Genomic DNA, 20046 nt, shown 5'->3' on the forward strand with positions numbered 1-20046 from the left:
ATGGCAGGCACGGTGGTCGTGATGGCCATGCCATGTGGCATGGCATCAGGTATGGATTACAGGCGGTTGTGCGGGCCGGTTGGCGCGCGGGCATGTCAGGTGGAATTGCAATGCAGCAGAACGGGACGGATTTGATCATGGCGGATGCAGCACGAAAGCGGGCCGGGTGTGCCATCTTCCATGACCAGGGCATGGGAGCGGCCTGATGAGCGACGTCCTGCATGATGAGACCGCCGAGAAGGTGGTGGAAATTCCCTCTCCCAAATCCGCCATGGACGCGGCTGCGGTCAAGGCCGCCTACCGCCGCTGGGCCGGTGTGTACGATGCGCTGTTCGGCAGTGTTTCGGCCTTCGGGCGCAGGCGCGCGGTGGAAGCGGTGAACGCGCTCCCGGGCCGCAGGGTGCTGGAAGTGGGTGTGGGCACCGGGCTGGCGCTGCCCTATTACCATGCCGACAAGCATATTACCGGCATCGACCTGTCGGGGGACATGCTGGACCGCGCGCGCCAGCGCGTACGCCGCCTGAAGCTGGCCAATGTGGACAGGCTGCTGGAAATGGATGCCGAGGCCACCCAGTTCGAGGACGGTGCCTTTGACATCGCGGTGGCGATGTTCGTGGCCTCCGTCGTGCCGCATCCGCGCGCCCTTCTGGCCGAACTCAAGCGTGTGGTCAGGCCGGGCGGGCATATCCTGTTCGTCAACCACTTCCTGGCGCAGGGCGGCGTGCGGCTGGCGGTGGAGCGCGGCATGGCGCGGGCTTCGCATTCGCTGGGCTGGCATCCGGATTTTGCCATTGAATCCCTGCTGCCGCCAGCCGACCTGCGCCGCGCGACGCTCCAGCCGGTGCCGCCGGCGGGCCTGTTCACGCTTGTCACGCTGGAGCGGGAAGCCGGTACCTCCGCCAGCCCCATGGTGGCCTGAGCGCGACGATTGCCCCGGACCGGGAGCCCTGCCCCTGTGGCAGGGCTGAAATGACATCTGCGCGACTGCCGGAGCGGCCTGCAGGGTCGTTTTTGCGTACCGGTCGGGGTATATGATGAAATCATGGTAACGATTGGCCATGCCGGGATGCGGTGCATGGCAGCAGGGAGTACATCGTATGCCCACAGGCACACAGTTCGGGGCAGATGCCGCGCGGGGGGCAGCCACGTCCTGTAGCTACAGGACGGTCGGCATGCTGTACCTCGTCATGGCGATCGTGGCGGGCCTGGCGGGTGGCCTGCTTGCCGTGGGCCTGCAGGCCGGCCTGCTGCCACAGGGGCTGCTGGACGCATGGGCGGGCGGTGATGCGGCGGGGGCGGCGGACCGTATCGCCCGCCGTCATGGCATGATGATGGTGTTCTTCTGTGCGCTGCCGGCGTTGTGTGGCGGGTTCGGCAACTGGTTCGTGCCGCTTCTGCTGCGGGCCCGCGCGCTGGCCTTCCCGCGCATGGCGCTTGCGGGCTGGGTACTTGTGGCGGCGGGTTTTGTCGCGGTGCTGGCGGGCCTGTCGCCCGCCGTGGCGCCCCAGGTTTCGGTACTGGCCCTGATTGCCTGGTGTCTGGGCATGCTGCTGCAGGCCATCAACATGGTGGCCACGATCCTGAACATGGGACCGATGGGCCAGCGCCTGCGTGACCTGCCCATGTTCGTATGGGCACAGGGCCTTACGGCGATGATGGCTGTCATGGTCATGCCGGTGCTGGCGGGCGGGCTGACGCGCATCATGCTGGCGGGGGGCGATATGGGCGCGCGGATCGACACGCTGCTGCATGTCTTTGCCGGCCCCGAGATCGCCCTGCTGCTGCTGCCTTCCATCGGGATCGTGTCACAGGTTGTCGAGACATTTTCCAATGTTCCGCTGCAGATGCCCCGCGTGGTGCTGGGGGCACTGACCGTCATGTCCGTCGGCGGCGCATCGGTGTGGGTTCATGACCTGCTGCATGGCGGGCTGGAGCACATGCAGGCCCCAGCCGCCATGGTGCAGCTTGGCCTGATCGTGCTGCCGGTACTGGCCGTTCTGGTGGCCTGGGGGCGGACGGTGCGCATGGGGCGGGTCCGGGCGTCGGTTCCGATGGAATGGGCGGCGGGGTTCGTGGCGCTCCTGCTTGCGGGGTCGGTCATGTCGCTGCTGCCCGGTGGCATGGCGGATGTGCATGCGGCCACGCTCTATGCCGCGGTCTTCGCGCTGTTTGCCGGCTTCTATTACTGGATTGGCAAGATGGTGGGGCATGTTGCCCCTGCTGGTGCCAGCCGCGTGCATTTTGGCCTGACGGCTGGTGGCACGGTGTTGTCGCTGCTGGCGTTCCATGGCATGGCTGGCGTGCTGGGGGCGGTGCTTATGGGCCTGTCGGTGCTGGTGTTTGCCGGTATCGTGGTGCGGGCGGGGCTGCGGCCGGCCGAAGCCCTGCCGGATAATTACTGGGGCCCCGGCGCCCGTACGCCGGAATGGCAGGCGCACACGCCCGCCCGTGGGGATGCATGAGCATGAGCGGTTCCGCCACACTGCCCGGTGCGCCTGAGGGCGCGGGCCTGACCTATGATGCCAGCCGTGTCGGTACTGATGCGCGCGACTGGCTGGCACTGCTCAAGCCGCGTGTCATCTCGCTTGTCGTGTTCACGGGGGCGGCGGGACTGGCCATGGCGCCGGGGCCGCTCAACCCGCTGGTGGCGGCGGTCAGCATCCTGTGCATCTGCATGGCGTCGGGGGCGGCGGGTGCCATCAACATGTGGTACGACCGTGATATCGATGCGGTGATGAAGCGCACCGTGACCCGTCCCATCCCCGACGGGCGGATCAGGCCGGAGGCCGCACTGGGTTACGGTATCGGCCTGTCGGTTGCCTCCGTTATCCTGATGTGGCTTGCAACGAATGCGCTGGCGGCGGGCATCCTTGCCTTTTCCATCTTCTTCTATGCCGTGATCTATACGATGTGGCTCAAACGCTCCACGCCGCAGAACATCGTGATCGGTGGGGCCGCGGGCGCCTTCCCGCCCATGATCGGGTGGGCTGCGGCCACGGGTTCCATGGCGGTGATGCCGGTGGTGATGTTCGGCATCATCTTCCTGTGGACGCCACCGCATTTCTGGTCCCTCTCGCTTTATGCGTGCAAGGATTACGGGCGGGCGGGCATCCCCATGCTGCCGGTGGTCAGGGGGGCGCGCCATACCCGCTGGCAGATCCTGTGGTACACCATCATCTTGACTGCCGTCTCGCTTGTGCCGTCCTTTCTGCACCTGGCGGGCTGGCTTTATACGGGTGTTGCCAGTGTGCTGGGGGCGGGGTTCATCTACTGCGCCATTCAGGTACTGCGCGACAGGCAGGATGCCAACGGGGTCAGCCTGACAGGGGATGGGGCGGCGCGGCGGTCGTTCCGTTATTCGCTGGCCTATCTGTTTTTCCTGTTCTGTGGCCTGCTGGCCGATCATGCCTTTATCGTCCACTGACGGGACCATTTCTTACCCATAGGGAGTTCGAGCTGATGGATCAGGTGCCAACACCGGGCCAGATTACGCCACAGATGGAAGCACGGGAGGCGATGCGCCGCCATGCGGGGCGCATCCGGGGCGTGGCCCTTGCGCTTTCGGCGCTGGCGGTCATCCTGTATGCGCTGAGTCTGGCACATCTGTAAAAGACCGTTTGATAAGTCAGTTCATGATAACGCTTTAAAATTAATGAAGTTTTTGGTGAAGCTTTTTGCAAAAGCTTCGAAAGAACGCTGTCTTTTTAAAAAAGACAGCGTTTTTTTATGGGCAGGTTTCCGGAACGGTCCGCAGGCGCGACGGTGCCCGGTTTCTGATCATGCTGCCCGGCTTTGCCATTCCGCAGATTGATGCATGCCGGTCCTGTTTTCATGGGCCAGCCGACCTGCCGGGCGCTTCCTGGCCAGCCGCGGGATTATGGGTATGGGTGCCAGCCGGGCCGCGCCTGTGGTCCGGTCATGAAAAAGGCCCGCATCGGGTGATGCGGGCCTGTTCCGGTCCGGGGGCAGGCGCCGCCGGTCAGTGGCGCGTCTGCTGGATGGCGGAAAGCAGCCAGGTGCCCGTACCCGCCGCGCGGACGAAAGTCCACAGTTCGGCCACGGTGGTGCGGTTGGCCGGGTCCCCGTCAATTACGCGGCCGGTCATGTCCGTGGTGATGTCGATCATGGAATACTGCATGGCCACGGTTGCGTAATCCATGCCATTCTCACGCCAGCTTTCCACCAGATCGCCGCGTTCGAAACGTATGTCGGACACCACGTTGCGCGCGCCACGGCTGGCCAGCTCGCTTAGCTGGTTGTTGAAGTAGGACACCATTTCCGGCGTGGCCATGTGCTGCATGGCGGCCACGTTCTGCTGGCTCCATGCGGTCTGGATATTGATCAGCGCCTGCTGGAAGGCCTGGTAATCCGCCGCCGTAATGGCCACCCCCACGGGCTGCCCGCCACCACGCGCGCTCCCCCCGCCAACCGGGGCGGCACCGGGGGAAAACGGGCTGCTGACGGTGTTCCCCGCTGCCCTGCCGCTGAAACGGCGGATGGCCCACCGCACGATGAAGAATACGAGTGCCAGCTGGATCAGCAGGCCCAGGAAGCCACTGCCCCCCATGCCCGAGCCGAACATGCCATGGCCAAACACCATGCCAAACAGCCCGGCACCGATCAGCCCCCCCATGAACCCGCTCATGAACGGATGGCGGGGGCGGGCCATGGCCATGCTGGCCGCGCCGGCCCCAAAGGGTGCCCGTGCGCCATAGGCCGCATCGGGCTGGCGTGGCGTCATGGTGCGCTGGAAGGGCATGGCCCCCATCGGTGCGGTCTGGGAGGGAGCCGGCGCGCTGTAGGTGCGTGAACCACGGCTGCCCATGGACATGCCGCCGCCTGCGCGGGCATCGGCATCATGCGGATGGGCCAGCAGTGGCAGCATGGTCAGGGCCGCGCTGGCGGCGAGGACGATGCTTTTACGCGGCATCAGGCGCGAAGGATCTTTTTTCATCTGGGTCAGGGTATCTGCAATCCTGTGTCGGAACCATCTTTATCCGTGCGGCCTGCGTGGGATCGGGCCGCCTGTTACAGATATAAGCAGGCCCGTGCCCCGAAAACAGGGGCAACGGGCCTGCAGAAACATGAAATCACGGAAAGGGTAACGATCAGGCCCCGGCAATCATCATGTCATCAATGCGGATGGTGGGGGCATTGGTGGCCATGCGGAAGCCCAGGTCACTGGCCGGGACCAGACGGGCGAACATGTCATTGAGATTGCCCGCCACCGTCAGTTCCGCCACCGGCTCGGCCAGTATGCCGTCCCGGATCATGAAGCCCGCCGCGCCACGGCTGTAGTCACCGGTAATGCCGTTGATGGCGGACCCCATCAGTTCGGTCACGTAGATGCCCTCCGCAATATCCGCCATCAGCTCGGCGGGCGTCAGGCGGCCGGGCCGCATGTGCATGTTGCCCAGCGACGGCGCGGGCGGCCCTGACGTGCCCCGGCTGGCGCAGCCTGTGGGCGCAAGCCCGAGCTGCCGGGCGGAGCGGGAGTCCAGCGCCCATGTTTTCAGCACGCCATCCTCGACCAGCGTGCGGGTGGCGGTCAGCATGCCTTCGCCATCAAACGGACGGGCACCGGGACCACGCACGCGGCGCGGGTCATCGATGATGGTGACGTCCGCGGGCATGATCCGCTCCCCCATCCTGTCCTTGAGGAAAGAGGTGCCGCGCGCGATGGCGATGCCGTTGATCGCGCCCGACAGATGGCCCAGCATGCTGGTGGAGATACGCGGGTCCAGCACGATGGGCAGCCGGCCGGTGCGCGGGCGTACCGGGTTGAGGCGGGCGACCGTGCGTTCCCCCGCATTCCGGCCGATCAGGGCCGCGTCCTCCAGATCGGACAGGTGGACGGCGGAGTGGTAGTCGTAGTCACGCACCATCTTCGTGCCGCTGCCCGCAACCGCGCTGGCCGAGACGGAATGGCTGGTGCGGGCATAACGGCCGGAAAAGCCGGCCGAGGTCATCAGGATGATGTCCGACAGGCCAAAGCTGGCGGACGCGCCATTGCTGTTGGAAATGCCCGCGACCGACAGCGCCGCGTCCTCGGCCGCGCGGGCACGGTCGACCAGATCGGCGGTGCCGGGGGCTGCCGGGTCGAACAGGTCCAGCCCGGTGGCGTCGGCAAAGCCCTTTTCCGCCGCGTCGCACAGCCCGGCAAAACGGTCCTCGGGCACGACGCGGGCCATGGCCACGGCGCGTTCGGCCAGCGTGTCGAACCGCGTGGGATCAAGGGCGGTGGCCGAGACAATGGCCGCGCGCTGGCCCACGAAGACCCGCAGCCCCAGGTCGCATGTCTCGGAGCGTTCAAGGTCCTCGGTGCGGCCGTTACGCACCTGCGCGCCATGGGCGGTGCGGCTGACGTATATGGCGTCCGCCGCATCGGCACCGGCGGCGCGGGCGCGGGCGATCAGGGTGCTGATCAGGTCAAGCGGTTCGGAACTCATGCCGCCAGCGCTCCTGCAATGCTGTCAAGCGAGGGGACGTGGCTGACCGGCCCCAGCGAGGCCAGCGTCGGCCGGCCGCTGAAGATGCGGGTGGCGACGCGCTGCACGTCCGCGATGGTGACGGCGTCGATGCGCCGCACGGTCTCGGCTGTCGGGATCAGGCGATCGAAGATCTGGAGCTGGCGGGCAAGCTGCTCGCACCGGCTGCCCGTGCTTTCCAGCGACATGAGCAGCGAGGACTTGAGCTGTGCCCGCGCCCGCGCCAGTTCGGCCGCGTTGACCGTATGGCGCACCTTGCGCAGTTCCTCCAGTGTTACGGGTACCAGGTCGGCCACCTGTGCCTCGCCCGTGCCGGCATAGATGCCGAACAGCCCGCCCTGACGGAAGGGCGCGTTGAAGGAATAGACCGAATAGACCAGCCCGCGTTTTTCACGGATTTCCTGAAACAGGCGTGAGGACATGCCCCCGCCCAGCAGGGTGGAAAGCAGCAGGGCAGGGTAATAATCCACGTCGCCATAGGGCATGGAGGGAAAGCCCAGCACGATATGCGCCTGGTCCAGGTCGCGTTCGCGCGTGAACGCCCCGCCCACGTAGTTGACGGCGGGCTGCGGCGGCACGGTGCCGGTGGGCAGGTCGGCGAAATGGCGCTGCACCAGATCCACCACGCGGGCATGCTCAAGGTTGCCCGCCGCCGCGATAATGGTGTTGCCAGCCGTGTAATGGGTGCCCATGTAGTTGACCAGCGTCGCGCGCGACATGCCCTGGATACCGGCTTCGGTGCCCAACGTGGGGCGGCCCATCGCCTGATCGGGGAAGGCGGTTTCCTGGAAATGGTCGAACACGATGTCATCCGGCGTGTCGTTGGCCTGTCCGATTTCCTGCAGGATCACGCCGCGCTCGCGCTCCAGCTCATCGGGTGCCAGGCTGCTGTGGGTCAGGATATCGCCAATGATGTCCGCGCCCAGATCAAGGTTTTCCTTGAGCAGCTTGACGTAATAGGCCGTGTGCTCGCGCGCGGTGTAGGCGTTGATGTGGCCACCCACATTCTCGATTTCCTCCGCGATGCCTGCGGCGGTGCGGGTGCTGGTGCCCTTGAAGGCCATATGCTCCAGAAAATGGGAGACCCCGTTTTCGGGCGTGGTTTCATTGCAGGTGCCCGCGGCGACATACGCCCCGAGGGAGACGGTCTCCACCCTGTCCATCCGTTCGGTCACGATGGTCAGGCCGGAGTCCAGTCGGGTCACATTGATCAGGTCGGTCATGCTGGTCCTGCGGGCGGCAGGATGCGCAACTGCATCCCTGCCGCCCCTTGTTTGCTTGAAAAATGGGAAAGGGGCGGTCAGCCGGTGGGCGTATTGGCCAGAACGGCGGCGCGCACCCGGTCCTCGATCACGCCCAGATCGGCAGGCACCACGCTGTAGCGCTCGGGCCGGTCATACAGGTCGGCCAGCGCGGCGGGCAGGGCGGGGCGGATGCCGGTTGCCTGCGCCATGGCATCGGGGAATTTGGCGGGATGCGCGGTGGCCATGGCCACCATGGGAATCCCGGCCTCACGGAAGGTGCGCCCCGCCGCGATGCCGATGGCCGTGTGCGGGTCGGCCAGATAATGGCTGCGGGCGTTGAGCGTGCGGATTTCCGCCTCCGTTGCCGCATCATCAAGCGACAGGCCATGGAACAGCGCATTGGCCCTGTCCCATACGGGGGTGGAGACCTTCATGACCCCGGTCTTGCGGAAGTCGGTCATGATGCGCGCGCATTCGGTGGCGTTGCGGTCCAGCAGTTCGAACAGCAGGCGCTCGAAATTGGAGGAGACCTGGATATCCATCGAGGGCGACAGGCTGGGCACCACGCCGTGGATGCTCATGTCATTCTCGTTAAGGAAGCGCGAGAGGATGTCGTTGCGGTTGGAGCCCACGCACAGCGCGCGGATGGGCAGGCCCATGCGGCGGGCGACCCATGCGGCCAGCACGTTGCCGAAATTGCCGGTGGGCACGGCAAACGACACTTCCCGGTCCGGCGCGCCCAGCGCAAGGGCGGCATAGACGTAATAGGGCACCTGCGCTGCGATGCGCGCCCAGTTGATGGAATTGACCGCGGAGAGGTGCATGTCGGTGCGGAAGGGCAGGTCGGCGAACATCGCCTTGACCAGGTCCTGGCAGTCATCGAACGTGCCCTGCACGGCCAGGTTGGTCACGTTGGGTTCCAGTACCGTGGTCATCTGCCTGCGCTGGACTTCCGATGTGCGGCCCTCGGGGTGCAGGATCACGACCTGCAGGCGCTCGCGCCCCCGACAGGCTTCGATCGCGGCCGATCCCGTATCGCCCGAAGTGGCGCCCACGATGGTCACCTTCTCGTTGCGTTCGGTCAGCACATGGTCGAACAGGCGGCCCAGCAGCTGCATGGCCATGTCCTTGAAGGCCAGCGTGGGGCCGTGGAACAGTTCCTGCACGAACAGCCCGTCCTCCACCTGTGTCAGCGGTACGATGGCGGGGTGGTCGAATCGGCTGTAGGCGTCGCGGCACAGCCCCAGCAGCACGTCATGCGTGATCGACCCTTCGGCAAAGGGGGCGATGATGCGGGCGGCAAGTTCCGGGTAGGGCAGGTCGCGCAGGGCACGCCACTCGGTGACCGGGAATTCAGGCCAGCTTTCCGGCAGGTACAGGCCACCGTTCTCTGCCAGCCCCGCCAGCAGAACGGACGAAAAATCGCGGACGGGGGCATTCCCCCGGGTAGAAATATAGCGCATTGCACCATCATAATCCCAACCGCCGCGCGCGCGAAGGGGGCGCATGCGCCGGCATGCGCAATTCCCCGCGTGGCGTGTCAGAATTTGGGCGGCGGCAGGCTACCTGTATTGATGCGGTAGATATGCACCGGCCACTGTATGGCGTTCACGCCGCCATTGAGCGGGGCCGTGCGGTCAAGCTGGGCGGCAGGCACGTAAAGCTGCCCGTCCTTCGTAGCAAACGAGCCGCCGGGCCAGTGCAGGCGCGGGTCGGTCACGATTTTCTGGTAAACGCGGTCGGGCATCAGCCGGAAGATGCTGCCGGTGGACACGTCATTGAAATACAGCGTGCCATCAGGGCCTGCGGTAATCCCGCCCAGCGGGGGTGTCTTGTACCACAGGGTCGGGCCTTCCTCCAGTTCGATGGGCGTGACCTTGGGGTCAACCAGGAGATCGGTATCCAGCTTGTAGACCGGGCCGCAGAGGGGTTCAAAATACAGCCACTGTCCATCGGCACTGATGTCCATCTGGCTTATGTTGACAATGGCGGTATGGCCCGCCGGGTTGGTGGCCACCTTGCCGTCCACCGTAATGGGCTGGTGGGCGGTCAGCGCCGGGGTGTGTTCCATCAGGCGGCGCTGGGTGTTGGTGTCCAGCTTTACCACGATCATGGCCGGAATCCCGGCATCGCCCACAAAGGCATGGCCGCGCGCCACCCGCATGGTGGCGGCGTAGCTGCCCGGGCGCAGCATGTCGGGGTTGAGTGGCCATGTCTGCAACACACGCTGGCCGTGCGTATCAAGCTTCACGATCTTGGGGCCGCCTTCCAGCGGCCTGCCAGCCGGGTCGGGCTGGCCGCTATCCAGCACCCACAGCGTGCCATCGGGCTGGAGCTGCATGTCAGAGGGCGCCACGAACCGCGAGGAGGGCGGGGCGGCGGGGTCGTTCCATGTGGCATCGGGGTAGGGCTGCGGGTTGCCGCCGGCGTCCAGCACCGCAAGGGCCGGGCCATTATTGCCCGCCCAGCGCGGCAGTTCGACCAGAAGCCGCCCGTCGGGCAGCACGGCCACGCGGTCCCATGCGCTGGTGGAGGACGAGGCGACGTCCTCCAGCGCTGCGGGCGGGTTGAGCGGGGGGGCCGGTTTGGCGGCATGGGCGGCAGGCAGCATGCCCGGCAGGCTGGCGCCACAGGCAAGGAGCAGGCCCACATGGCGCAGGCGGCGGAGGGCGGGAAGGGATTTCGCGTACATCGCGCGATATCTCGTCACGAACCGGGACGAATGGCAAGGGGATGATGCGGCATGCCCGCCCTGCCGCCAGCCGGTGGCCCGTTACGGGGCATGCCTGGACGCCTGTGCCGCATGCTGCCGGTCATGAAGGGGGCTTTGGTGACGCTTTTTGCAAAAGGCTTCGGGGAATGCCGCCTTTACTGGAAAAGGCGGCACCCTGAAATTTCAATTTTTCATCATGATAGTGTGCTCAGGCAGTCTTTTACGCTTCCGCGCAGTACCGTTGCCGCAAATGACGCAGGTATGGCCCGGTATTGGGCACCGCCCCCGTGGCGTCGCGCACGATCTCCACCGTGGAGGCACCACTGCCGCGCGCATGGATGCGTGGACGCAGCCAGTCCAGCAGGGGGGCGAAATCACCATTGCCGATGGCGGGCATGATGGAGGGGGTGTCCCGTTCCGCCGCCTCACGCAACTGGGCCGCAAGGATCGCGCCCAGCGTATAGGTGGGGAAATATCCCCATGAACCCGAAGGCCAGTGAATGTCCTGCAGGCAGCCCAGCCGGTCCTCGGGCACTTTCAGCCCCAGCAGGTCGTGGATACGGGTATTGAAGGCTTCCGGCAGGTCGGCCAGCTTCATCTTTCCCGCGATCAGCGCGGTTTCCATCTCGTAGCGCACAAGGATATGGGCGGGATAGGTCACTTCATCCGCATCCACGCGGATGAAGCCGGGGCGCACGCGGGTTACAAGGCGATGCAGGTTTTCGGGCGTCCAGGCCGCATCGGTCGCGCTGCCGCCAAAGGCCGCGCGCAGGCGTGGCGCCATCCAGTCCATGAAGGGCCTTGAGCGGCAGATCTGCATTTCCATGAGCAGGGACTGGCTTTCATGCAGGCTCATGCCGCGTGCCTCGCCCACCGGCTGGGCGCGCCAGGCTCCGGGCAGGCCCTGTTCGTACAGCGCATGCCCGGTTTCATGCACCACGCCCATCAGCGCGTTGAGACAGTCATCGCGCTCATAACGGGTGGTGATGCGCACATCATCCTCCGCTCCGCCGCAGAAGGGATGCAGGCTGACATCCAGCCGCCCGCGCGCCATGTCAAAGCCAAGGGCGCGCATGGTGTCGCGCCCCAGATTCTCCTGCGCGGGAACTTCAAACGGGCCGGGCAGGGGCAGGGGGGCGGCCTGGCCTTTCTGGTGGTCCAGCGCGGTTGCGATCAGGTCGGGCAGTTCGCTGGACAGTTCGGCAAAGACCGGGTCGATATCGGCCTGCCGCGTGCCCGGATCATACTGGTCCAGCAGGGCATCATAGGGGGAAAGGCCAAGGGCATCGGCCTTGGCGGCCGCGATTTCGCGCGTGCGGGACAGCACGGTCTGCAACGCCGGCAGCAGGGCGGCAAAGTCGCTGTCCCGGTGGGCGGTGCGCCAGGCCATCTCGCAGTGCGAGGCCGCGCGGGAGGCAGCTTCCACCAGATCGGACGGCACGGCTGCGGCATGGGCATGCTGGCGGCGCATTTCACGCAGGTTGGCGCGTGCCATGGCATCATCCGGCGCATCCGCCCGGTCCAGCAGGGCGGCCATGTCGGGTGCGGTCATGAGTTCGTGCGAGAGCACGGCAAGGGTCGCAATGCTTTCGGCCCGGCTGTGGCTGGCGCCGGTGGGCATCATGGTGTCCTTGTCCCAGCCCAGAATGCCCAGCGCGTTGCGGATGTGGCCCATGCGGGCAAAGCGCTGTCGCAATGTCTCGTAAGCCTGCTGGCTGGCGGTGCCGGACTGGATGTTCATGCGGGGTCCTGACTGAAATTCTTAACGTTCCGTCGCGTATGAACGACAGGGCGAGTGTGCGGGAGCCAGCCACGCCATGCAAGGGAACCCACGCGATGATGAATGCCGGATATGACCGCCAGAACCTGCTGGTGCAGGGCCATGCCGCCCTGCATGCGGGGAACGTCACGGCGGCGCGCAGCCAGTTTGCCGCAATAAGGGCCATGCAGCCTGACGACCCCGATGCCCTGCACGGGCTGGCCTGCGTGGCGCTGGCGGCGGGGCGGGCGGATCTTGCCATCGGCCTTGCGGGCAGGGCGTTGCAGGTTGCCCCACGGGGTCCGTTTCATGAAGTGCTGGCCCGTGCCCTGCTGGTGCAGGGGCATCCGCAGGCCGCATGTGCCGTAATCCGGCTGGCCTGCCAGCGCCAGCCCGGTCATGTGCCCACGTATCTGGCCTGTGCCGAGATAATGGAAGCCACCGGCGCGGTGCAGGAAGCAGCCCGGGCGTTCGCACAGGCGGCCCGGCTGGCGGGGCGCGGCAACGTGCCTGTACGCAGGCTGCATGCCGGTTTTCTGTGGCGGCGCGGGCGGCGGGCGGCGGCGATTGCCCAGATGCGCCATGTCATGAACCTTGCGCCGCGGGATGCCGTCATGGCCCATGAACTGGCCGAGATGCTGCTGGCCCATGATGACAGGGCCGGGGCCGAGACCGTGCTGCGCATGATTGTGGCCCGCCACCCGGCGGATGCCCGCGCCTGCGCGCTTCTGGGTGCACTTGTCTTCGCGCGCGGGCGGATGGGTGACGCGGCCGACCTGCTCCGTCGCGCGGTTGCCCGGATGCCGGAGGCGGAAAGCTGCAATAACCTCGGCCTTGCCCTTATGGCGCTGGGTGACATGGCGGGGGCCGATGCGGCCCTGTGCGCGGCCCTGCGCCTTGCCCCCGATGATGCGCGGATTGCCCTCAACCACGCGACCGGCCTGTTTGAAGGTGGCGCGGTACGCGCGGCCTGCGCCCGATATGAAGCCATGCTGGCGCGCGAACCCGGCCCTGATGGCGATACCCTGGCCCGTACCCGCTTCAATCTGGGTGTCGGCCTGCTGGCTCGGGGCGATCTGGCGCGGGGATGGGCGCTCTGGGAATCCCGGCTGGCGTTCATGCCGCCGCATCCGGCCACGACCCGCCTGCCGCAGTGGGACGGGCGGGCATTGCCCGCAGGGCGCAGGCTGCTGGTGCATATGGGGCAGGGGCTGGGGGATGGGGTGAACTTCCTGCGCTACGTGCCGCTTGCGGCATGCAGGGTGCCGGTCGTGCTGCGTGTGCCCGCCGTCATGGGCAGGCTGGCGGCCACGCTGGATCAGGCGGGTGATCATGGAATTGAAATTATCACTCATGATGAATATGATGGATTGGACATTGCCACGCAATGCGACCTGTTCAGCCTGCCTTTCCTATTGCGTATGCATGCCGTGCCCGCCTTTGCCCCTTATCTGGGTGAAGGGCGCTGGCAGCCCCCTGAAGAAGGGCGTGCCGGCCCCCTGCGCGTTGGCCTGTGCCATGCGGGGAATGCAGCCTACCGGTTTGATGCACGGCGTTCGGCCAGTGTGGCGGACATGGCCCCGTTGGGGGATGTGGCGGGGGTGACGTTCATATCGCTGTGCCCGGCGGATGCGCAGGCGGGGTCCCTGCCTTTTGTGCGGCATGAACTGCCACCAGATGCGGACCTGCTGGATACCGCGCGGCTTATTGCATCACTGGATCTGGTGATCAGCGTGGATACGCTTGTCGCCCACCTGGCGGGGGCCATGGGGTGTCCGGTCTGGCTGCTCAGCCGATTTGGCGGGGACTGGCGCTGGTCGGCGGCATTTGATGTGCAGGCGCCCGGTTGCGCGCTAGCGGGAGACGCCGGTGTGCCGGGCCGGGTGCCATCACCGGCCCATGCACCAGCCAGCCAGTGGTACCCCACGCTGCGGCAGTTCCGGCAGGCACGGCTTGCCCCACCCGCGCGGGCATGGGGGGCTGTGGTGGCGCGGCTGTGCGCGGCGCTGCGTTTTGCTTGCAGCCCGTCCTGAAATCGGGCTGCTCATGAAAAATGAAGGCTTCCGGGTGTCGTCTCTGTTCAGGCACGTGACATCTTCTGAAGCCTTTTGAAAAAGGCTTCACCAAGAACGTCTTGATGGTTTGAAGGATATCAGGGCAGGCTTTTCACACGCTTTCCGGGCTTCAGATCGTGATGCTCTCCAGTTCGGAGGAGCGGCGCTGCGCCGCCGCTTCCGCTTCCTGCAACCCGGCCAGCAGGGTGGTGCGTATGCGGTCGAGGCGTTCCCTGTCCGTGATCTTGAGGCCGAACAGGTCCTTGACATAAAAGACGTCCACCGCCCGTACGCCATAGGTGGTGATATGGGCCGAGGCGATCTGCAGTTTCTGCTCGCTCAGTGCGGCCGTGATGTCATGCAGCAGGCCGGGGCGGTCACGCCCGTTTATTTCCACCACCGTGCAGGTATTGGAGGCACGGTTGTCAATCACCACGCGCGGCGGCACATGGATCGCGCGCATGCGCCGCCCGCTCAGCCTGCGGCCGCACTGGGCAATCTCGCGGTTGATGTCGATATGGCCCGTCAGCGCCTGTTCGATCAGCAGCGACAGGCGGCCAAGCTGCTGCGGTTCCTCGAAGGCGGCCCCGCCCGCATCCTGAATCCACAGCGTATCCAGCGCCATGCCGTTGGTCATGGTATGGATGCGCGCATCCACGATCGAGGCCCCGGCAATGGCCACCGCCCCCGCGATCTTGGAAAACAGGCCCGGATGGTCGGCGGCATAGATCGTGACTTCCGTCACCCCGCGCGCGGGCAGGGGCTGGGTCTCGACCGTAAGGGGGGAATGCAGCCGCTCGGACTCGGCAATCAGCAGGGCATGGCGGGCATGGGTGTCATGGTCGAAGGACAGCCAGTAACTGCCATAGCCCAGCCCCATGAAATGCTGGACAGTGGCTTCATCCATCCCGTCTTCCATCAGCCACTGGGCGGTGGCGGTCTTGGCGCGCTCTACGCGCACGTCGCGCTCGGTGGTGGCAAGGCTGCCTTCCAGCACTTCGGCCACGCGCATGTACAGCTCGTTGAGCAGCGTCGCCTTCCACGCATTCCATACGCGGGGCCCCACCGCGCGCATGTCCACGATTGTCAGCAGCAGCAGCAGGCGCAGCCGCTCGGGCGACTGGATGATGTCGGCCAGGTCAAGGATGGTCTTGGGGTCGTCAATATCGCGCTGGAAGGCGGTATGGCTGAGCAGCAGGTGATGCAGCACCAGCCACGATACGGTTTCCGTCTCCTCGCTGTCCATGCCCAGTTCGGGGCAGACATACAGCGCGATCTGCGATCCGATCTCGGAATGGTCACCCCCCCGGCCCTTGGCAATGTCATGCAGCATGACCGCCACATACAGCGCCCGGCGGGAATGCAGGTTGCGCGCAAGATCGTAGGCAACGGGGATCTCGTCGGCCATCTGGCCATGTTCCACCCGGCCCAGGATGCGCAGCGCGTCGATGATGTGCTCATCCACCGTGAACACATGGTAGGTGTCGAACTGCATCTGCCCCACAACGCGCGACCAGTCGGGCAGCAGGCGGCCCATGAGCCCGGTCTCGTTGAGGATGTGCAGCCAGTAGGCATTGCCCTTGCGCCGCCCCTCATCCATCAGGTGGAAACTGGGGGAGGCATCGGGTGCTTCCGCCGTCTCGCCCGTGCGCGGGGTGCGGGCGGCGCGCTCGGGCGGGTCGCCACACATGAGGTCAAGGAAGATGCGCGCGGTCTCGGGGTCGCCGCGCAGGCTGGCGGCCTTGCGTTCCCAGCGGATCAGCTGGTGCATGGCCATGGGGTGGATGGGCAGCTTGCGCTTCTTGGCCCAGTCCAGCAGGCGCATCATCTGGATGGGTTCGTCCTCGAACGACGTGCCGCGCTGGGGCAGGATGCGGCCATCCAGCACGGTAAAGCCCGCGTCGCGCATCTGGCTGTCGGCTTCGGGTGCATTGGCAACCGGTCCCAGCGCCTGGCGCAGTACGGCGGGCTCCAGCACCAGGGTCAGGCGCATGACCTCGCGCACGGTCAGGAAGTAGTGGCGCATGAAGCGTTCCACCCCCACCTGCCGCCCATGGCGCGTATAGCCCATGCGGCCACCCACCACGGGCTGCACGTCGAATGTCAGGCGTTCCTCCGCCCGGCCCGATACGTAATGCAGGTGGAAGCGCACCCGCCACAGGAAGTCCCACGCCCGGCGCGCGCGCTTGGCCTCGGGTTCGGTCAGCAGCCCGAGTTCGCTGAAGCCGGGGGCCAGCAGGTCCGATACATGGCGGGTGCCGAAGGTGTAGCGGCACATCCAGTACAGCGTCTGCAGGTCACGCAGGCCGCCACGGCCTTCCTTTACATTGGGTTCGACCAGGTACGGGCTGTCCCCGAATCGCTGGTGGCGGGCGAAACGTTCCTTGCGCTTGTCGCTTATGAAGCGGTCGGCGCCCGCGCGCACGCAGGCCACGATGTAGCGGGCCTGGAACATCTCGAACAGCGACTCGCTGCCCGTCAGGATGCGGGCATCGAGCAGCGTGGTGCGGACCGTGGTATCGGCCTCCGCCTCGGCAATGCATTCATTGATGGTGCGCGTCGCGTGGCCGACCTTCAGCCCCAGGTCCCACAGGAAATACAGGATGTATTCCACGCAGGCCCGCACGTTTTCCACTTCCCCGTCGGGGGTAAGGAACAGCAGGTCGATATCGCTGAAAGGGGCCAGCAGTCCGCGGCCGTACCCACCCGTGGCCGCGATGGCGAAAGGGGCCTCGGGTTGCGAGTCGATGCCCGTCTGGCGCATGGCGAAGGCGGCCAGCACGCGGATCATCCCGTCCGTATAGGCGGCCAGCAGCTTGCCGGCTTCCGCCCCGCCCAGACGGTGGTGCTCGAACGCCTCGCGCACATGGGCCTGGTAGCGCGACAGGTGGCGGCGGACCAGGCCGATGGCTTCCTCACGCGGCGGGACAGGCCCGCCCTCACCGCTTCCGGGGGGAAGCAGGGCTGCGTGAAGGGCGTCTGTCATCGCATCGACAGAGGTGGCGGAGGAGGGGGCTGCGTTGGACATTGTGGCCAGGTGGCGTCCTGATATGTGGCGACGGGAGCAGGGAGTGTGCAGCCCTTGGTGGGGTCAGGTCCAGAGGTGTGTCAGGGTTTCATCAGTTTTTTGAGTTTATACAGCATTTCCAGCGCCGTGCGCGGGCTGAGCGCATCGGGGTCCAGTTCCGCCAGCAGCGCGTGCGCGGCGGGTGGCACGGTGGGGGCGGCCGGTTCCGCTTCGGTGCGGGGGGGCTGCTGCTCGAACAGTGGCAGGGGCGGGGCCTGCCTGCCGCGTTCCTTTTCCAGCATGGCCAGCAGGCGCCCCGCGCGCCGCACCACAGGTTCCGGCACGCCCGCCAGGCGGGCGACATGCACCCCCCAGCTGCGCCGGGCGGAACCGGGAACGACTTCATGCTGGAAGATCACCTGCCCCTTCCATTCCCGCACGCTCATGGTGTGGGGGGACAGGCGGGGCATGCTGTCCGACAGTTCTGCCAGTTCATGGAAATGTGTGGCGAAGATGGCCCGGCAGCGCAGGGTGGAATGCAGCGTTTCCAGCACCGCCCAGGCAATGGCCAGCCCGTCCAGCGTGGAGGTGCCGCGCCCGATCTCGTCCACCACCACCAGCGAGCGCGGACCCGCCTGGTTCAGGATGGCCGCCGTCTCGGTCATTTCCACCATGAAGGTCGAGCGCCCGCGCGCAAGGTCGTCAGCCGCCCCCACGCGCGAGAACAGGCGGTCCACCACCCCGATGCGCATGGAAGCCGCCGCTACCGGCAGCCCCGCCTGCGCCAGGATGACGGCCAGCGCCGTCTGCCGCAAAAAGGTGGACTTGCCCGCCATGTTCGGCCCGGTCAGCAGCATGATGCGGTGATCGGGCTCCAGATCGCAGTCATTGGGTGTGAAGCGTGCGTTGCGCGGGAGTGCCGCCTCGACCACCGGGTGGCGGCCCGCGCGGATGGTGAAGGACGTGTCATCCATCACGGCGGGGCAGCACCATGTGCCCCCCCCGGCCAGCAGCGCGCAGGACTGCAGGATGTCGATGCAGGCCAGCGCGGCGGCGATGTCGGGCAGCGCCGTCTCGTCCAGGATCTGGCAGACGACCTGCGTGAACAGATGCCGCTCGCGCAGGGCCGCGTTCTCGGCCGCCTGCGCGATCTGCTGGTCCAGCGCGATCAGCCGCTCGGTTGAAAAACGGCTGGCGCTGGCGGTACCCTGGCGCATGATCAGGTCATCACGCCCGCGCAGGCGGCTGGCTGCGGCGGCGGGTACCTCGATCACATAGCCAAGCTGGGCATGGTGGCGGATCTTGAGGCTGGAGACACCAAGGCTTTCGGCATAGTCGTGCTGCAGGGCCGCGATGACGCGCCTGCTGCCATCGCGCAGTTCGCGCTGGGCATCGAGCTCGGTGTCAAATCCGGTGGCGATGATGCCGCCATCATCCATGCGCGCGGGCGGGTTCTCGCTCAGGGCGCGGCCCAGCAGGGCCTCGAGTTCACGCGCGCGGTCAAGATGGCCCATGACCCCCGCCATGATGGGGGGCAGTTCCGGCTGCGCCCCCAGGATGCGCCGGATCGCACGCGCCACTTCCAGTGCCAGGCGGATGGCCACCGCATCCCGTGGCTGCCCGCGCCCGAGCGACAGCCGCCCCAATGCGCGCGCCATGTCGGGGGCTGTGCGGAGTGCCGCGCGCAGGTCGTCGCGTATGCCCGGCTTGTCCAGCAGCCATGTCCAGCCCGCCTGCCTGCGCGTGATGCGGGCGGGGTCGGTCAGGGGGGCCGCGATCCAGTCCGCCAGCATGCGGCTGCCCGCGGCGGTCACGGTGCGGCTGACCGCGGCGAACAGGGTGTGTTCCGTCGTGCCATCGCGCGTGCGCAGCAGGTCCAGGCTGGCGCGGGTCGCGGGGTCCAGGCCCAGCACGTCCTGGCTGTCGCTGGGGCGGGGGTGTGACAGGCGGGGCAGCTGGCCCGCCTGGCTGCGGCGGATGTAGTCGATGGCGCAGGCCGCGGCCAGCGCCTCCGCATCGCTGAAGGTGCCAAAGGCATCAAGGCTTGCCACGCCAAAGGCTTCGGCCATGCGCGCGCGGGCCGCGTCCACGCTGGCGGGGGGGACGACAGGCGTGCGGCGTGGGGCGAAATCACCCAGGTCCACGTTGTCGGCGCACAGGATTTCCGCCGGGTCCAGCCGGCCCAGCAGGTCGTGCAGGTCGGCCGCCGGCACGGTGGCGGTCTCGAACAGGCCGGTCGAGATGTCGATCCAGGCGATCCCCGGATTGCCCCCCCCGCGCGCGCCGGGGCAGATGATGGCGGCCAGCAGGTTCTGCCGCCCGGCCTCAAGCAGTTCGTCCTCGGTCAGGGTGCCCGGCGTGATCAGGCGCACGACCTCGCGCCGCAGCGGTCCCTTGGATGCGGGGCGGCCCTTGCGCGGCTGCTCGGTCTGTTCGGCCACCGATACCCGGAAGCCGCGCCGGATCAGCCGCGCCAGATAGGCCTGCGCCGCATGCACCGGCACGCCGCACATGGCAATGGGCTCCCCCCCATGCGTGCCGCGCGCGGTCAGCGATATGTCCAGGGCTGCGGCGGCAGCTTCCGCGTCATTGAAGAACAGTTCGTAGAAATCCCCCATCCTGAAGAACAGCAGGGCGTCGGGGTGTTCGGCTTTGAGCGCAAACCACTGCGCCATGGCGGGGGTGGCGCCTTCGGGGGATGGGAATGTCATTCCCGTTGTCTAGCGACGGGGTGGAGGATTCGCCAGTGGGATATGTCAGCGGGATGCCAGCGGGATGCCA

13 protein-coding genes are annotated in these 20046 nt (G+C 66.7%); 5 read left to right on the top strand and 8 right to left on the bottom strand.

The window, feature by feature from the left end:
* Window positions 1-205: 205 nt before the first annotated feature.
* The 4 genes from CFR78_RS06960 to CFR78_RS16230 all read left to right on the top strand — a co-directional run bounded on the left by CFR78_RS06960 (window position 206) and on the right by CFR78_RS16230 (window position 3609).
* Window positions 206-919 (top strand): class I SAM-dependent methyltransferase, encoded by a 714-nt coding sequence (locus CFR78_RS06960; protein ID WP_007399209.1) that lies wholly within the window; start codon window positions 206-208, stop codon window positions 917-919.
* A 178-nt stretch (window positions 920-1097) separates the two neighbouring features.
* On the top strand, window positions 1098-2462 hold the full coding sequence (locus CFR78_RS06965) for a cbb3-type cytochrome c oxidase subunit I (protein ID WP_240471348.1): 1365 nt from the start codon (window positions 1098-1100) through the stop codon (window positions 2460-2462).
* Window positions 2463-2464: 2 nt separating this feature from the next.
* On the top strand, window positions 2465-3424 hold the full coding sequence (locus CFR78_RS06970; RefSeq protein WP_007399211.1) for a heme o synthase: 960 nt from the start codon (window positions 2465-2467) through the stop codon (window positions 3422-3424).
* A 35-nt stretch (window positions 3425-3459) separates the two neighbouring features.
* A complete protein-coding gene (locus CFR78_RS16230) occupies window positions 3460-3609 on the top strand; it encodes a hypothetical protein (RefSeq protein WP_007399212.1) in 150 nt (49 codons plus the stop codon).
* Window positions 3610-3979: 370 nt separating this feature from the next.
* Here the strand turns inward: CFR78_RS16230 and CFR78_RS06975 are convergent, their stop codons facing one another.
* The 6 genes from CFR78_RS06975 to CFR78_RS07000 form a co-directional block, all read right to left on the bottom strand.
* A complete protein-coding gene (locus tag CFR78_RS06975; RefSeq protein ID WP_034931468.1) occupies window positions 3980-4954 on the bottom strand; it encodes a Tim44 domain-containing protein in 975 nt (324 codons plus the stop codon).
* A gap of 154 nt (window positions 4955-5108) precedes the next feature.
* Window positions 5109-6449 carry a TldD/PmbA family protein gene (locus CFR78_RS06980; protein ID WP_034931470.1) on the bottom strand — a complete coding sequence of 447 codons (1341 nt, stop codon included), beginning with the start codon at window positions 6447-6449 and terminating at the stop codon, window positions 5109-5111.
* The gene (locus CFR78_RS06985) at window positions 6446-7711 is read right to left on the bottom strand and encodes a M16 family metallopeptidase (RefSeq protein ID WP_034931472.1); all 1266 of its coding nucleotides are present in this window, start codon (window positions 7709-7711) and stop codon (window positions 6446-6448) included. Before CFR78_RS06985 ends, CFR78_RS06980 begins: the two co-directional genes overlap by 4 nt.
* Before the next feature lie 77 nt (window positions 7712-7788).
* A complete protein-coding gene (gene thrC / locus CFR78_RS06990) occupies window positions 7789-9195 on the bottom strand; it encodes a threonine synthase (protein ID WP_110581057.1) in 1407 nt (468 codons plus the stop codon).
* A gap of 77 nt (window positions 9196-9272) precedes the next feature.
* Window positions 9273-10424 (bottom strand): L-dopachrome tautomerase-related protein, encoded by a 1152-nt coding sequence (locus tag CFR78_RS06995; protein WP_034931475.1) that lies wholly within the window; start codon window positions 10422-10424, stop codon window positions 9273-9275.
* 241 nt (window positions 10425-10665) lie between these two features.
* Window positions 10666-12186, bottom strand: coding sequence for a carboxypeptidase M32 (locus tag CFR78_RS07000; RefSeq protein ID WP_034931476.1), 1521 nt, complete (start codon window positions 12184-12186; stop codon window positions 10666-10668).
* Between the two features lie 95 nt (window positions 12187-12281).
* Between CFR78_RS07000 and CFR78_RS07005 the strand changes: the two genes are divergently transcribed.
* Complete coding sequence (locus CFR78_RS07005) at window positions 12282-14237, top strand: tetratricopeptide repeat protein (protein ID WP_084149699.1); 1956 nt, start codon at window positions 12282-12284, stop codon at window positions 14235-14237.
* A 151-nt stretch (window positions 14238-14388) separates the two neighbouring features.
* Here CFR78_RS07005 and CFR78_RS07010 read toward each other — a convergent pair whose 3' ends face one another.
* Window positions 14389-17286, bottom strand: coding sequence for a [protein-PII] uridylyltransferase (locus CFR78_RS07010; protein ID WP_039999363.1), 2898 nt, complete (start codon window positions 17284-17286; stop codon window positions 14389-14391).
* 80 nt (window positions 17287-17366) lie between these two features.
* Entirely contained in the window at window positions 17367-19976 is a 2610-nt protein-coding gene (gene mutS / locus CFR78_RS07015; RefSeq protein ID WP_034931480.1) for a DNA mismatch repair protein MutS, read from the bottom strand.
* Window positions 19977-20046: the final 70 nt, after the last annotated feature.

This window comes from Komagataeibacter rhaeticus (assembly GCF_003207855.1).
In the GTDB taxonomy this organism is placed as follows: domain Bacteria; phylum Pseudomonadota; class Alphaproteobacteria; order Acetobacterales; family Acetobacteraceae; genus Komagataeibacter; species Komagataeibacter rhaeticus.